The sequence below is a fragment of the Borborobacter xinjiangensis genome, assembly GCF_047739745.1.
Lineage (GTDB): Bacteria > Pseudomonadota > Alphaproteobacteria > Rhizobiales > Rhizobiaceae > Pseudaminobacter.
Map to the genome: position 1 here is coordinate 14,070 of NZ_JBLLVA010000043.1, position 14,284 is coordinate 28,353.

The 14,284-nt window shown below is 64.1% G+C and carries 13 protein-coding genes; 12 read left to right on the top strand and 1 reads right to left on the bottom strand.

Annotated elements, in window-relative coordinates:
- The first annotated feature begins 11 nt into the window (after positions 1–11).
- From proB to ACLKMW_RS24645, 11 genes are all read left to right on the top strand, one after another.
- On the top strand, positions 12–1,166 hold the full coding sequence (gene proB / locus ACLKMW_RS24595; RefSeq protein WP_415727171.1) for a glutamate 5-kinase: 1,155 nt from the start codon (positions 12–14) through the stop codon (positions 1,164–1,166).
- The gene (locus ACLKMW_RS24600; protein WP_415727159.1) at positions 1,166–2,446 is read left to right on the top strand and encodes a glutamate-5-semialdehyde dehydrogenase; all 1,281 of its coding nucleotides are present in this window, start codon (positions 1,166–1,168) and stop codon (positions 2,444–2,446) included. Before proB ends, ACLKMW_RS24600 begins: the two co-directional genes overlap by 1 nt.
- A gap of 83 nt (positions 2,447–2,529) precedes the next feature.
- Complete coding sequence (locus ACLKMW_RS24605) at positions 2,530–3,126, top strand: nicotinate-nucleotide adenylyltransferase (protein WP_415727172.1); 597 nt, start codon at positions 2,530–2,532, stop codon at positions 3,124–3,126.
- 142 nt (positions 3,127–3,268) lie between these two features.
- The gene (rsfS, locus tag ACLKMW_RS24610; protein WP_415727173.1) at positions 3,269–3,646 is read left to right on the top strand and encodes a ribosome silencing factor; all 378 of its coding nucleotides are present in this window, start codon (positions 3,269–3,271) and stop codon (positions 3,644–3,646) included.
- 98 nt (positions 3,647–3,744) lie between these two features.
- Positions 3,745–4,227: a 23S rRNA (pseudouridine(1915)-N(3))-methyltransferase RlmH gene (rlmH, locus tag ACLKMW_RS24615; protein ID WP_415727160.1), complete on the top strand. Its 483-nt coding sequence runs from the start codon at positions 3,745–3,747 to the stop codon at positions 4,225–4,227.
- A gap of 150 nt (positions 4,228–4,377) precedes the next feature.
- Positions 4,378–5,658 carry a murein hydrolase activator EnvC family protein gene (locus ACLKMW_RS24620; RefSeq protein ID WP_415727161.1) on the top strand — a complete coding sequence of 427 codons (1,281 nt, stop codon included), beginning with the start codon at positions 4,378–4,380 and terminating at the stop codon, positions 5,656–5,658.
- A complete protein-coding gene (locus tag ACLKMW_RS24625) occupies positions 5,648–6,976 on the top strand; it encodes a S41 family peptidase (protein WP_415727162.1) in 1,329 nt (442 codons plus the stop codon). The genes ACLKMW_RS24620 and ACLKMW_RS24625 overlap by 11 nt, the downstream gene beginning before the upstream one ends.
- 109 nt (positions 6,977–7,085) lie before the next feature.
- Complete coding sequence (locus ACLKMW_RS24630; protein ID WP_415727164.1) at positions 7,086–8,261, top strand: divergent polysaccharide deacetylase family protein; 1,176 nt, start codon at positions 7,086–7,088, stop codon at positions 8,259–8,261.
- Between the two features lie 8 nt (positions 8,262–8,269).
- Positions 8,270–8,785 (top strand): RNA pyrophosphohydrolase, encoded by a 516-nt coding sequence (locus ACLKMW_RS24635; protein ID WP_415727166.1) that lies wholly within the window; start codon positions 8,270–8,272, stop codon positions 8,783–8,785.
- Between the two features lie 237 nt (positions 8,786–9,022).
- The gene (gene alr / locus ACLKMW_RS24640; protein WP_415727167.1) at positions 9,023–10,186 is read left to right on the top strand and encodes an alanine racemase; all 1,164 of its coding nucleotides are present in this window, start codon (positions 9,023–9,025) and stop codon (positions 10,184–10,186) included.
- Between the two features lie 44 nt (positions 10,187–10,230).
- Positions 10,231–11,484 (top strand): D-amino acid dehydrogenase, encoded by a 1,254-nt coding sequence (locus ACLKMW_RS24645; RefSeq protein WP_415727168.1) that lies wholly within the window; start codon positions 10,231–10,233, stop codon positions 11,482–11,484.
- Between the two features lie 52 nt (positions 11,485–11,536).
- On the opposite strand, the gene ACLKMW_RS24650 is transcribed toward ACLKMW_RS24645, so the two are convergent.
- A complete protein-coding gene (locus ACLKMW_RS24650; protein WP_415727169.1) occupies positions 11,537–12,418 on the bottom strand; it encodes a LysR family transcriptional regulator in 882 nt (293 codons plus the stop codon).
- Positions 12,419–12,589: 171 nt separating this feature from the next.
- Here ACLKMW_RS24650 and ACLKMW_RS24655 point away from each other — a divergent pair, with 171 nt between their 5' ends.
- Positions 12,590–14,086: a CoA-acylating methylmalonate-semialdehyde dehydrogenase gene (locus ACLKMW_RS24655; protein ID WP_415727170.1), complete on the top strand. Its 1,497-nt coding sequence runs from the start codon at positions 12,590–12,592 to the stop codon at positions 14,084–14,086.
- Positions 14,087–14,284 lie beyond the last annotated feature (198 nt).

The following is a 14,284-nucleotide window of genomic DNA, read 5'->3' on the forward strand; positions in this document are numbered from 1 at the left end:
CTTCCATGTCGCTGCATTCGTTGAAGTCATACCGGCGCATCACGGTCAAGATCGGCTCGGCCCTGCTGGTCGACCGCGCGATGGGGTTGAAGCGCGACTGGCTTGCCTCGCTCGCCGACGACGTTGCGGAGCTTGCCGCCGGCGGTGCCGAGGTGCTGGTGGTGTCGTCCGGCGCCATCGCGCTCGGCCGTACGATTCTTGGGCTTGGCAGGCGTGCATTGAAGCTTGAGGAAAGCCAAGCCTGCGCGGCGGTTGGCCAGATCGCCCTTGCCGGGGCCTGGTCGGACGAACTTGCCCGCTGCGGGTTGAAGTCGGGGCAGGTGCTGGTGACGCTCGGCGACACAGAGGCGCGGCGCCGCTATCTCAATGTTCGGGCCACGATCTCGACGCTGCTCAAGCTGAAGGCGGTGCCGGTCATCAATGAGAACGACACCGTGGCGACGACCGAAATCCGCTATGGCGACAATGACCGGCTGGCGGCGCGCATCGCCACCATGATGGGCGCCGATCTGCTGGTTTTATTGTCCGATATAGACGGGCTCTACACCGCGCCGCCGGCACAGGACCGGTCGGCGAAATTCATCCCGGTGGTCGACCGCATCACGCCGGATATCGAGTCGATGGCTGGAGCGGCCGCATCCGAATTGTCGCGCGGCGGCATGAAGACCAAGCTCGACGCCGGCAAGATCGCGACGGCGGCCGGCACGGCGATGATCATCACCGCCGGAACGCGGCAGAACCCGTTGATGGCCATCGAACGGGGCGAACGCGCGACCTTCTTCAAGCCGAGCACCCATCCGGTGAAGGGCTACAAGACTTGGATCGCCGGCCAGCTCGAACCGGCCGGAGTGCTGGTCGTGGATTCGGGGGCGATAGGCGCTCTCATGTCCGGAAAGTCGCTGTTGCCGGCTGGCGTGAAGCGGGTCAGCGGCAGTTTTTCGCGTGGCGATACGGTGGCGATCGTCAATCAGAGCGGTCGCGAGATCGCGCGCGGCCTGGTTGCATATGATGCCGCAGATGCCGTAAGGATCGCCGGATTGAAAACCGGCGAGATTGCCGCGGTTCTCGGATATGAGGCGCGCTCGGCCATGATCCATCGGGACGATCTGGTGGTAAGCGCTGCAGGGGCTATCGCGCCGGCGCAGGCGGAAGGTGAGCGATGCTGATGACACAGAACAACTCCGATCGGGATACGGTATCGCTGATGGCCGAGATCGGCCGCAAGGCGCGCGCGGCGGCGCGACCGCTTGCCACTGCCGGCGCCGAGCGCAAGCATGCCGCCCTGATCGCAATGGCTGAGGCGATTCTGCGAGGCGAAGCCAGGATTCTCGAGGCCAACGCCATCGACATGAAGAACGGCGAGGTAGCGGGGCTCAGCGACTCCTTCCTGGATCGCCTGAAGCTCGATGCGAAGCGCATCCGGGCCATCGCCGAGGGCGTCCGGGCGATTGCCGAGCTCAAGGATCCGGTGGGCGAGGTCACCGCCGAATGGGACCGGCCCAACGGCCTGCATATAGAGCGGGTGCGGACCCCGCTCGGAGTCATTGGCGTTATCTATGAAAGCCGGCCCAACGTGACGGCCGATGCCGGCGCACTCTGCCTCAAGGCCGGCAATCCGGTCATCCTGCGCGGGGGTTCGGATTCGCTCAATTCCTCGTCCGCCATTCATGCCTGTCTGGTCGATGGGCTGTGGGCGGCCGACCTGCCGGCCGATGCGATACAACTGGTGCCGACGCCGGATCGCGCGGCGGTGGGCGAGATGCTGAAAGGGCTCTCGGGCAATCTCGACGTGATCATTCCGCGGGGCGGCCGCAGCCTGGTCGAGCGCGTGCAGAACGAAGCGCGCGTGCCGGTGTTCGCGCATCTCGAGGGCATCTGTCACCTTTATGTGGATGCTTCGGCCAAGCTCGACATGGCGGTGGATATCGCCGTCAATGCCAAGATGCGGCGTACCGGCATTTGCGGCGCGGCCGAAACCCTGCTGGTCGACCGTGCGGTGGCCTCAAGCCATCTGGTGCCTGTTCTCAGCGCGCTGAGGCAGGCCGGCTGTGAAATCCGTGCGGATGAGGAGACGCTCAGGATGTTTTCGGAGGCGCAGCCGGCGGTCGACGCCGACTGGGTGACCGAATATCTCGATGCCATCATCGCCGTGAGACTGGTCGACGGCGTCTCGGGCGCGATCGAGCACATCGAAGCCTTCTCTTCGCATCACACCGAGGCAATCGTCGCGGAAGATGCCGGTGCCGTCGAGAAATTCTTCAACCAGATCGATTCGGCGATCCTGCTGCACAATGCTTCAACGCAGTTCGCCGATGGCGGCGAGTTCGGCATGGGAGCGGAGATCGGCATCGCCACTGGCAAGATGCATGCGCGCGGTCCGGTCGGCGTCGAGCAGCTAACCTCGTTCAAATACCGCGTGCGCGGCTCGGGCCAGGTGCGGCCTTGAGGGTCGCCGCTCCAGCGTGAGAGCGTTGCGCCGAAGGGGTCACTGACATCGTGCATTCGGGAGTTGACCAACGCTATCTGCGCATGCCGCATGTCGAAAGAGGCATGCAGATCGGTCTGTTCGGCGGCTCCTTCAATCCGCCGCATGCGGGTCATGCCTTGGTCGCCGAGATCGCGCTGCGGCGACTGGCGCTCGACCAGCTCTGGTGGATGGTCACGCTGGGAAACCCGCTGAAGAGTACCCACGAGCTTGCGCCCCTTGCCGAGCGCATCGACCGGTCGCAGGCGCTTGCCGCCGACCCGAGGATCAAGGTGACCGCGCTCGAGGCCGCCCACCGCATCCGCTTCACCGCCGACGCGCTGGAACTGATCAAGTCGCGCAATCCCGGCGTCGATTTCGTATGGGTCATGGGGGCCGACAATCTGCGCGGCTTCCATCGCTGGCAGCGCTGGCGCGAGATTGTCATGACCTTTCCGATCGCGGTGATCGACCGGCCGGGAGCGACGCTGGCCTATTTGTCGTCGGTGGTGACCAAGACGTTCGAGCATGCGCGCATCGACGAAGCGGATGCGCCGAGGCTCGCACGAATGAAGGCGCCGGCCTGGACTTTCATCCACGGGCCGCGCTCGTCGCTGTCGTCGACCGCAATTCGCAACAACTTGCGCAACGACACGCAATGATGGTCCACGGCGGCGGCGCGTCTTGAAACTGTTGTGCGACTCTGCCTATCTATAGGGTGTTCCTGCACTTACGCAGGGCATGGTTGTTCTTGTTTCGAAAGGAAAGACGCTGAGAACAGCACTTTGGAAGAAGGCCGCTATCGTGCCTTCGCCGGCCGGGATGGACGGAAACGACTCCGTGTCTCGCGCCATCAAGACAGTCCTTGCCAGTCTGGAAGACTCCAAGGCCGAAAACATCGTCTCCATCGACCTCAACGGAAAATCGAGCCTCGCCGATCACATGGTGATCGCGTCGGGCCGCTCGCACCGCCATGTTGCGGCCGTGGCCGATCAGCTTCTGAAGGCGCTCAAGGATGCCGGCCTCGGCAATGCGCGCGTCGAAGGGTTGGCGGCAGCCGATTGGGTGTTGATCGATTCCGGCGACGTGATCGTCCATATCTTCCGTCCGGAAGTCCGCGACTTCTACAATCTCGAAAAGATGTGGCAGGCGCCGGACCTCGAGGTCGAAACGGTACACTAGGGCGCTGTGCGTCCAAAGGGACGCACAAACGACGCTCTAGCATATCGAAGCTGCGCATCCTGGCGATGAACTAGGGCGTTTGCGCAAGTCGGGGCTGGATGAAGATCACCATATATGCGGTGGGCCGGATGAAGTCCGGCCCCGAGAAGGAGTTGGCCGAGCGTTATTGCGAGCGCTTCGCCAAGAGCGGTCCGGCAATTGGCCTAGAATTCGCCGGCGTAGTCGAGGCGGCGGAAAGCCGCGCGCGGGACGCCGACGAGCGCCGCCGCGAAGAAGGCAAACGGCTGCAAGGTCAGCTTGCACCGGGAACTGCACTGATCCTGCTGGACGGGCGCGGCAGGAACATCTCTTCGGAAGATTTGGCCGCACGCATCGGCGTGTTGCGCGATGGCGGTCAGCGCAGCCTCGTGTTGGCGATCGGCGGCGCCGACGGTCATGATGCCGATTTGCGAAGCGCGGCGGACCTGGTCATCTCCTTCGGGGCGGCGACATGGCCGCACCAGCTCGTCCGTATCATGCTCGCGGAGCAGCTTTACCGCGCCGCCACGATCCTTTCAGGGCATCCATACCATCGCGCCTGATTGTTAGCAGAGCTCCCTTCAGGGCGGCCTTCGCATCATGGTTGATGGTTCGTTAACGAACAAACCGCTAAGGTCGGCCTGAAACATGCGGCCTCACTAATGCTTGGAACCGAGATCAGGAAAGCGCGCCTTCTGCCGGCATGCCGTTGCATGCTGGCTGCGGCGCTGCTTACGTTTTCGGTGCGATTTGCCGGTGCGCAGGATGCCGCCGCCATCGCCGCCAGCCAGGCGGCGCGGCAGGCCGAATATGAAAGCGTCTCCCGCGAAATCACCCTTTCGGAAGAACGGTTGGCGAGCCTCGCGGCCGAGGTGGCGACCATCAAGAAGGATCATGCGACGGTCACCGCCGAGCTGATCCAGGCGGCCAAGACGGAAAAGAAGCTCAGCCAGGAGATCGAGGGCATTACCGGCCGCCTGGAGGGCCTTCGCGATCAGGAGGAAGGCATCCGCCGGTCGCTTGCGGCCCGGCGCGGAGTGCTTGCGGAGGTGCTCGGCGCCCTGCAGCGCATGGGGCTCAATCCGCCGCCGGCAATCCTGGTGAAGCCGGAGGACGCGCTATCGTCGGTGCGCAGCGCTATCCTGCTGGGCGCGGTCGTGCCGGAACTGCGTTCTGAAACGGAGATTCTGCTGGCCGACATGAAGGAAATGGCGCGCGTGACCGGATCGATCGAGGCCGAGCGCCAGCGGCTGGTGAAGTCGGTCGGCGAGCAGTTGGCCGAGAAGGAAAGACTGAATCTGCTGCTGGCCGAAAAGCAGCGGCTGCAGGGCCAGACCGAGGCAGCGATGAGCGAAGAGCGCGCAAAAGCGGAGGATCTGGCGGCGCGCGCGAGCAACCTGAAGGAACTGATTGCGACGCTCGAAAAACAGGCGGAAAAAACCCGCAAGGCGGAAGCGGCGGCAAAGCTGGCCGAGGAGCGGCGCCTAGCGCGCGAAGCAGAGCGCTCGGCGCCGCCCGAAGGCAACCAATTGATAGCGACCGCGCCATTTTCAGCCCTGCGCGGCCAGATCGCCCTGCCGGTCACCGGCCGCATCGAACGCCGCTACGGCGCCAAGGACGATAACGGCGGCGTGATGCTCGGCGACATGGTTGCGACACAATCGGGCGCCATCGTCACCGCGCCGGCGAATGGCAGCGTTCTCTATGCAGGGCCTTTCCGTTCGTATGGACAACTCTTGATCCTGAACGCCGGCGGCGGTTATCATATCGTTCTGGCGGGCATGAGCAAAATAAGCGTCTCGCCGGGGCAGTCCGTTCTCGCAGGTGAACCGGTAGGAGCGATGGGAGAGGCCAGGGTGGCCAGCGTTGCGCCTTCGGCGAATGGAAAAACCGGGGCGGACCTCTATGTAGAGTTTCGCAAGGATGGAAAACCCGTCGATCCAGCCCCATGGTGGGCGGAGCGTCGTTCTGGAAGGACAGGTAATGGTACGTAAATTGTCGCTTCTGCTTGCCGGCGCTCTGATGGGCGCATCCGCCATGACGATCGTCTATGGCGCCCCCGGCTCGACGGCCAATGCGGCGGGCTCGGAAACCTACCGGCAACTGGCGATTTTCGGCGACATATTCGAGCGCGTGCGCGGACAATATGTGACGCCGCCCGACGAGAAGTCGCTGGTCGAGAACGCCATCAACGGCATGCTGACCTCGCTCGATCCGCACTCATCCTACATGAACGCTGAAGCCGCCAAGGATATGCGGGTTCAGACCAAGGGCGAATTCGGCGGCCTCGGCATCGAGGTCACCATGGAGAACGAACTGGTCAAGGTCATTACCCCGATCGACGATACGCCCGCCGCCAAGGCCGGCGTGCTGGCCGGCGACTACATCTCCAAGATCGATGGCGAGGAAGTGCGCGGCCTGACACTGAACGACGCCGTCGACAAGATGCGCGGCCTGGTCAACACCTCGATAAAGCTGACCATCCTGCGCGAAGGCGCCGACAAGCCGATCGAGCTGACGATCGTGCGCGACATCATCAAAGTCAAGGCGGTCAAGTTCCGCGTCGAGAACGACATCGGCTACATGAAAATCACGTCGTTCACCGAAAAGACCTTCGACGACCTGCAAAGCGCCATCGAGAAGATCAAGAAGGACATACCGAACGACAAGCTGAAGGGCTATGTGCTCGACCTGCGGCTCAATCCCGGCGGTCTGCTCGACCAGGCGGTGAGCGTGTCGGATGCCTTCCTCGACCGCGGCGAGATCGTCTCGACGCGCGGCCGCGATCCGAAGGACATCACCCGGTTCGATTCGCGTGCGGGCGATCTGGTCGGTGGCAAGCCGCTGGTCGTCCTGGTCAATGGCGGCTCGGCGAGCGCCTCGGAAATCGTTGCTGGCGCGCTGCAGGACCATCGCCGCGCCACCGTGGTCGGTACCCAGTCCTTCGGCAAGGGCTCCGTCCAGACGATCATCCCGCTCGCTGAAAACGGCGCATTGCGGCTGACGACGGCGCTCTATTACACGCCGTCGGGCAAGTCGATCCAGGGCAAGGGCATCACGCCGGACATCAAGGTCGACCAGCCGCTGCCGGACGAACTGAAGGGCCGTGACGTGACGCGGGGCGAGTCCGACCTCAAGGGGCATATCAAGGGCGTCGAGGAGAGCGACGAAGGCTCCGGCTCGGTCGCCTATGTGCCGCCGGAAGCCAAGGACGACATTCAGCTCAACTATGCGTTCGATCTGCTGCGCGGGCTGAAGACCGATCCAGCATTTCCGCCCAATCCCGAAAAGGCGGTGATGAACCAGCAATAGTGTCTCGGTGTCGGCCGCTCGGCTGTCACCGTAGAACGACGAAAGGAGCGGTTCGCCGGTTGAACGGAGCCGCTCCACCGCAGCATGCCATGGCGCGAAGGGGTGGGGTTTGTCGCCAGCGGAAAAGGACATAGATCGGCCGCTGGGGCTGACCACTGGCGGCCCGCGCTCTGCCCGACGCCGCGTTTCATTGACGCCTGCAACCATCGCAACAGCGCTGGCGGCGGTGGCCATCATTGCCGCTTCGAGCGCCATCGCCTTTCGCGAAAAGCCCTTTCGGCGCCCGCCAGTCGTTGCGGTTGTCACGCCCGAGATGAATGTTCCTCTCGAGCTGGAAGCGACCGCCAAGCCTGCCGGCACATCGGCGGCCAAGCTGGATGCTACCGCGGATAGCCCGTCGATCATCCATGTCCAGCCGCCCGATCCCTCGAGGGCCGGTGTAGTCGTCATTCGCGATCCTTCCGCCATCGGCCAGGACCTGCGCGTCGCGCATCTGGCCGACAAGGCGCTGATCGAACAGAGCGAGACGGGGCCGCTGCCGATCCGCGCAGCTGACGGCAGGCGGCCCGTCGATGTCTATGCGAGACCCTGGTCGGGTGCGCGCGGCGCGCGCGTGGCCATTGTCATCGGCGGCCTTGGCCTGTCGCAGACCGGCACGCAGGAGGCGATCGCCAAACTGCCACCTGAGGTCACGCTGGCCTTTGCACCGCAAGGCAACAGCATCGGCCGCTGGATGCAGGAAAGCCGCCGCAGCGGGCATGAGATCATCATGCAGCTGCCGCTCGAGCCGTTTGACTATCCCAACGTCAATCCGGGGCGGAACACGCTGACGGTCGCCGCGAGCGAAGCAGAAAATCTGAAGAATCTGCGCTGGACACTGTCGCGCACGACCAATTACACCGGCGTGATGAACTATATGGGCGCGCGTTTTGCTGCCGATCCGGCCGCATTGCAGCCGGTCATGGCCGAACTCGGCGAGCGCGGGCTGCTCTATCTTGACGACGGCTCCTCGGCACGTAGCACAGCGCCCGAGCTTGCGCTGAAGAATGGTGTTCCGTTCGCGATAGGCGATGCGGCCATCGATCAGGTGCGGGACCGTGGCGCGATCCTGAAGAAACTGGACGAACTCGAAGGCATCGCGCGCGCCAAGGGGGTCGCCATCGGAACAGGCTCGGCATTCGATGTGACTGTCGACGCGGTTTCCTCCTGGGTCAACGAGGCGAAGCGGCGCGGCATCGAAATCGTTCCGGTCTCGGCGGTGGTCACAGATCCGGAACGAAGCTGAGGGACATCATGACCAAAAAGATCGACCCGGAAACGCTGCCCTATCGGCGCTGCGTCGGCATCATGGTTCTGAACAGCGCCGGACTGGTGTGGGCTGGCCGGCGCATCGCCCCGGCCGACAGCGAGATGGCGGGAGCTGACCGGCTCTGGCAAATGCCGCAAGGCGGCATCGACAAGGGCGAGGAGCCGTTGCCGGCGGCGCGGCGCGAGCTTTACGAAGAGACCGGCATGCAAAGCGTGACGCTGCTTGCCGAGACGCCCGGCTGGATCAACTACGATCTTCCGGCCGACAAGGTCGGCGTGGCCTTGAAAGGCAAATATCGTGGCCAGATGCAGAAATGGTTTGCCTTTCGCTTCGAGGGCCAGGAGAGCGAAATAACGATCAACCCGCCACCCTGCGGTCACCAGGCGGAATTCGATCAATGGGCGTGGAAGCCGATGGCGGAATTGCCGGAGCTGATCGTGCCTTTCAAGCGCAAGGTCTATGAAGAAGTCGTCGCGGCCTTCCGCCATCTGGCGGCGTGAAGGCGCACAACTGAAAAATAAGACAATTTTGCCGGTCTGAGCCAATACACTGTACCTGAGTGCATCAGTGGCGGGAGTTGCCGCGCCTCATTTCAAGCATTACTGAAAGCCAATCCTGCAGCGCCGCGTCGAACGCGCGCCACAGATGCTGTAGGTTCGAAGCCGCGCATAACGCGTTCCAGGAATCGTTTCCGATCCTTGGGCTGGTGCGCCAGGGGCAATGACGGAATGGATCGAATGGTCGAACGACCGGGGCAGGCGGCCCATTCGCCGCTAAATCAGGACGTGCAGTCAGCGCGCGGGCAGCCGGGGCTTGCCGAGGCTGGCGCCGTGCTGACGATCGATCTCGAGGCGGTGCGCGACAACTACCGGCTGCTGAAGGCTCGCCTCGGTAAGGCGCGTTGCGCCGGCGTCGTCAAGGCCGATGCCTACGGGCTCGGCGCGGCGGAAGTCGCGACCGCGCTTGCCGCGGACGGATGCGACACGTTTTTTGTTGCTCATGTCGGCGAAGGACTGGCCTTGCGCGATGTGCTGGGAAGCGGGCCGGATATCTACGTCCTGAACGGAACGCCGCCGGGCGCGGAGGGCGCGTGTGTGGCGGCCGGATTGATCACCGTCGTCAACAGCCTGGAACAGCTCGCTGCTTGGCGCGCGGCAGCGAACGCAATCGGCCGGAAACTGCCCGCCGCCCTCCAGGTCGACAGCGGCATGTCGCGGCTCGGCATGGCGCCCGAGGAGGTCGAGCAGCTTGCAACCGATGCCAGCCTGCTCGAAGGCGTCGAGGTGAAGCTGGTGATGAGCCATCTCGCCTGTGCCGACGAGCCGGCGCATCCGGCCAATGCGGCACAGAAGAAGGCTTTCGACCTGCTGCGCGCGCTGCTGCCCGCCGCACCTGCATCGCTGGCGAATTCTTCCGGCATATTCCTGGGCGAAGACTACCACTACGATCTCGTCCGGCCGGGAGCCGCGCTTTACGGCATCAATCCGACCCCCGGTCAGCCCAATCCGATGCGCGCCGTCGCCCATCTCGCCGCGAAGGTCATCCAGACGCGAACCCTCACCGGCGGAGCCGGCGTCGGCTACGGCCACACGTTTCGAACGGAAGGCCCATTGCGCGCGGCGACGATTTCGCTGGGCTATGCCGACGGCTGGCACCGGCGCGCAGCCGCCGGCGCCTATTTCGACGGGGTGAGGCTGCCGTTCATCGGCCGGGTTTCGATGGACAGCATCATCATCGACATCTCCGCGCTGCCGGAAGGCGCGCTGGCGGCCGGCGATCTGGTCGAGATCATCGGCCCGCACCAGACGCTCGACGTCGTTGCGGGTCATGCCGGCACGATCGGCTATGAGGTGCTCACCGATCTCGGGCACCGCTTTCATCGCATTTACAAGCACGTCTAAGCAGCTTCCGGCCGGAACCTGCGACAATTCAAGGGGCATCGAGAATGAAAGTTCTGGTTTTGGGAAGCGGCGTGATAGGCGTCACCGCCGCCCATTATCTCGCGGAAGCGGGACATGAGGTCGAGGTGGTCGACCGGCAGAGCGGGCCGGCGCAGGAAACCAGCTTTGCCAATGCCGGCGAAGTGTCGCCCGGCTATTCCTCGCCTTGGGCCGGCCCCGGCATTCCGGTGAAGGCGATCAAGTGGCTCTTGATGCGCTACGGTCCGCTGGTGGTGCGGCCGCATCTCGATCCGGCAATGTGGTCGTGGATGTTCAAGATGCTGCGCAACTGCACTGCCGGCCGCTACGCCATCAACAAGGCGCGCATGGTGCCGATCGCCGAATACAGCCGCGACTGCCTGATGGCGCTGCGCCAGTTCACCGGTATCAGCTATGATGAGCGAAGCCAGGGCACGCTGCAGTTGTTCCGGCTGCAGAAGCAGCTTGACGGCATCGGCGGCGACGTCGAGGTGCTGAAGAAGTTCGGCGTCCCCTTCGAGGTGCTGGACCAGTCGGGCTGTATCGCCGCCGAACCCGCTTTGGCGGCGGTGCGCGAGAAATTCGTCGGCGGCCTGCGGCTGCCGAACGACGAGACCGGCGACTGCCAGATGTTCACCGAAAAGCTGGCGTCTTTTTGCGCGTCGCGCGGCGTGACCTTTCGCTACGGCACGCGGATCGATAAAATCGTCGCCGAAGGCGGCAAGATCACAGGCGTCGCCACCAGCGCCGGCCTGCTTACGGCCGATGCCTATGTGGTGGCGCTCGGCAGTTTTTCGCCGATCATGCTCAAACCTCTCGGGCTCTCGGCGCCCGTCTATCCGGTCAAGGGCTATTCGATCACCGTGCCGATCACCAATGCCGACGCCGCGCCGGTTTCCACGGTCATGGACGAGAGCTACAAGATCGCCATCACTCGGCTTGGCGACCGAATCCGCGCCGGCGGCACCGCCGAGATCTCCGGCTATGATCTCAAGCTGCACCAGGCGCGCCGCGCCACGCTGGAACATTCGGTTTCCGACCTGTTTCCCAATGGCGGGAACGTCAAGGAAGCGACTTTCTGGAGCGGTTTGCGGCCGATGACGCCGGATGGCCCGCCGATCGTCGGCAAGACGCGCTATGGCAATCTCTTCCTCAACACCGGCCACGGCACGCTTGGCTGGACCATGGCTTGCGGCTCGGGCCGCGTGCTTGCCGACATCATCTCCGGCCGCAAGCCGGAGATCGACGCCAGCGAGCTCGGCATCGACCGCTACGCCTGAATAGGCCGCCTGAGCTGGCGCTGGCGGCTCTCGAAGCCGGCGCCGCCCGGCATCAGACGAATAGCGACCGTTCCCGGTCGATTTCGCGGGTGATGAATTCGGCGACGGCCTGGATGCGGCGCAGCGGCCGCATGGATTCGTGATAGACCAGCCAGTAGGCGCGGCGGATCGGCGGCGCGGCCGGCACTGGTAGGAGTTCGGGGATCGCCCGTGCGATGAAGGTGTGCAGCATGCCGATGCCGGCACCGGCGCGCACGGCCTCCGTCTGGCCGAGGCTCGAGGAAATGGAGAAGCCAGCGTTCCAGTCGGGACTGAATTCGGCGGCATAGTCGAGCGAGGGGCTGGCGACGAGATCGGGGACATAGCCGATCAGGCGATGGGCGGTGAGTTCGGCGGCTGTTTGCGGCAGGCCGTTTTCTGCCGCATAGGCCCGCGAGGCGAACAGGCCGAGCGTATAGTCGACAAGCTTGCTGGCAATGAGCCGCCCTTCGGTCGGGCGTTCGACAGTGATGGCAATGTCGGCCTCGCGCCGCGACAGCGAAAACGAGCGCGGCACAGGAACAAGCTGGATCTTCAGATCGCGGTGAATGCCGGTCAGCCGGCCAAGCCGCGGCGCCAGGAATGCGACGCCGATGCCATCGGGCGCGCCGATGCGCACCGTTCCGGCTATGTCGTGTCCGTCGCCGGCGATTTCGGCGCGCGCGGTGATCATATCGGCTTCCATGCGCTCGGCCACATTGAGAAAGCGCTCGCCGGCGGCCGTCAGTTCGCTGCCGGTGGTCAGCCGCCGAAACAACTTTGTTTTCAGCGTCTCCTCAAGGGCGGCGACCCGTCGCGACACCGTGGCGTGGTTCAGCTCAAGGCGGCGCGAGGCGCCCAGGATCTGTCCGGCGCGGGCAACCGCCAGGAATATGCGCACGTCGTCCCAGTTCATCTCACGACTTCCATGAGCCAGCGTTTCTGGTCTTCGCTATCATTTGCGGGAAATGAAGCGCAACCGAGCCGGTGCATTATTTCGTGCACAACGGGTGCTTTTCCTGTCGCGTTGCAAACGATCCGCCAAAGCGGGACAATGCGGCAACCGAACACTCCAGGGAGAAACATCATGGTCGATTATGGGCACTTCGTCGGCGGCAAGCGCGTCGCCGGAACCAGCGGGCGCAAGCAGAACGTCATGCAGCCGATGGATGGCACCGTGCGCGGCACGGTGGCGCTTGCCTCGGCCGCAGAGCTGCGGGCGGCGGTGGAGAACGCCAAGGCTGCGCAGCCGGAATGGGCGGCGACCAATCCGCAGCGCCGTATGCGCGTGCTGATGAAGTTCATCGAGCTGGTGCACCGCGACTATGATGAGCTCGCCGACATATTGGCGCGCGAGCACGGCAAGACCATTGCTGACGCCAGGGGCGACATCCAGCGCGGGCTGGAAGTGGTGGAAGTTTCGCTCGGCGCTCCGCACATGATGAAGGGCGAGTTCACAGACAGCGCTGGTACCGGCATCGATACTTATTCGATGCGCCAGCCGCTCGGCGTGGTCGCGGGAATCACCCCGTTCAACTTCCCCGCCATGATTCCGCTCTGGAAGATCGGCCCGGCGCTGGCTGCCGGCAATGCCTTCATTCTGAAGCCTTCGGAGCGCGATCCGGGCGTGCCGCTGCGGCTTGCCGAACTGTTCATCGAGGCCGGCCTTCCGGCTGGTGTCCTCAACGTCGTCAACGGCGACAAGGAGGTTGTCGACGCCATTCTCGACGATCCGGACATCAAGGCGGTGGGCTTCGTCGGCTCGACCCCGATCGCCGAATACATCTATTCGCGCGGCTGTGCGTCCGGCAAGCGCGTGCAGTGCTTCGGCGGCGCCAAGAACCATATGATCATCATGCCTGACGCCGACATGGACCAGACGGTCGATGCCTTGATCGGCGCCGGTTATGGCTCGGCCGGCGAGCGCTGCATGGCGATCTCGGTTGCGGTGCCGGTCGGCAATGAGACGGCCGATCGGTTGATGGAAAGGCTGGTGCCCCGCGTCGAGAGCCTCAAGGTCGGCCCGTCGACCGACGCTTCGGCGGATTTCGGCCCGCTGGTGACCAAGGAAGCGCTTGAACGCGTCAAGGGCTATGTCGATCTCGGCGTCAAGGAAGGGGCCAAGCTGGTGGTGGACGGCCGCGGCTTCAAGATGCAGGGCTATGAGGACGGCTTCTATATGGGCGGCTGCCTGTTCGACAATGTCACGGCGGATATGCGCATCTACAAGGAAGAGATCTTCGGGCCGGTGCTCTCGGTGGTGCGCGCCAAGAACTATGAGGAGGCGCTGAAACTGCCTAATGAGCACGAATATGGCAACGGCGTCGCCATCTTCACGCGTGACGGCGATGCCGCCCGCGACTTCGCCTCGCGCGTGCAGGTCGGCATGGTCGGCATCAACGTGCCGATCCCGGTGCCGATTGCCTATTACACCTTCGGCGGCTGGAAGGGCTCCGGCTTCGGCGACCTCAACCAGCACGGCGCCGATGCCTTCCGCTTCTACACCAAGACCAAGACGGTCACCTCGCGCTGGCCGTCCGGCGTCAAGGATGGGGCCGAGTTCGTCATTCCGACGATGAACTGATCGGCTGGTTTTATCGAAATGAAAAGGCCGCAGGCGCCCGCCTGCGGCCTTTTCATTCGCTGCCGAACGCTTCCCCGTTATTTCCTGTTCTGGCGGTTCTGGATGAGGTCGTCGACGACGGAGGGGTCGGCAAGCGTTGAGGTGTCGCCGAGCGCGCCGAAATCGTCCTCGGCGATCTTCCTGAGGATGCGGCGCATG

Bases quoted from the DNA above. Each gene is read 5' to 3' on its own strand.
- ACLKMW_RS24600 (WP_415727159.1), top strand. From the start codon at position 1,166: ATGACACAGAACAACTCCGATCGGGATACGGTATCGCTGATGGCCGAG.
- ACLKMW_RS24605 (WP_415727172.1), top strand. From the start codon at position 2,530: ATGCCGCATGTCGAAAGAGGCATGCAGATCGGTCTGTTCGGCGGCTCC.
- rlmH (WP_415727160.1), top strand. From the start codon at position 3,745: ATGAAGATCACCATATATGCGGTGGGCCGGATGAAGTCCGGCCCCGAG.
- ACLKMW_RS24620 (WP_415727161.1), top strand. From the start codon at position 4,378: ATGCTGGCTGCGGCGCTGCTTACGTTTTCGGTGCGATTTGCCGGTGCG.
- ACLKMW_RS24625 (WP_415727162.1), top strand. From the start codon at position 5,648: ATGGTACGTAAATTGTCGCTTCTGCTTGCCGGCGCTCTGATGGGCGCA.
- ACLKMW_RS24635 (WP_415727166.1), top strand. From the start codon at position 8,270: ATGACCAAAAAGATCGACCCGGAAACGCTGCCCTATCGGCGCTGCGTC.
- alr (WP_415727167.1), top strand. From the start codon at position 9,023: ATGGTCGAACGACCGGGGCAGGCGGCCCATTCGCCGCTAAATCAGGAC.
- ACLKMW_RS24645 (WP_415727168.1), top strand. From the start codon at position 10,231: ATGAAAGTTCTGGTTTTGGGAAGCGGCGTGATAGGCGTCACCGCCGCC.
- ACLKMW_RS24650 (WP_415727169.1), bottom strand. From the start codon at position 12,418: ATGAACTGGGACGACGTGCGCATATTCCTGGCGGTTGCCCGCGCCGGA.
- ACLKMW_RS24655 (WP_415727170.1), top strand. From the start codon at position 12,590: ATGGTCGATTATGGGCACTTCGTCGGCGGCAAGCGCGTCGCCGGAACC.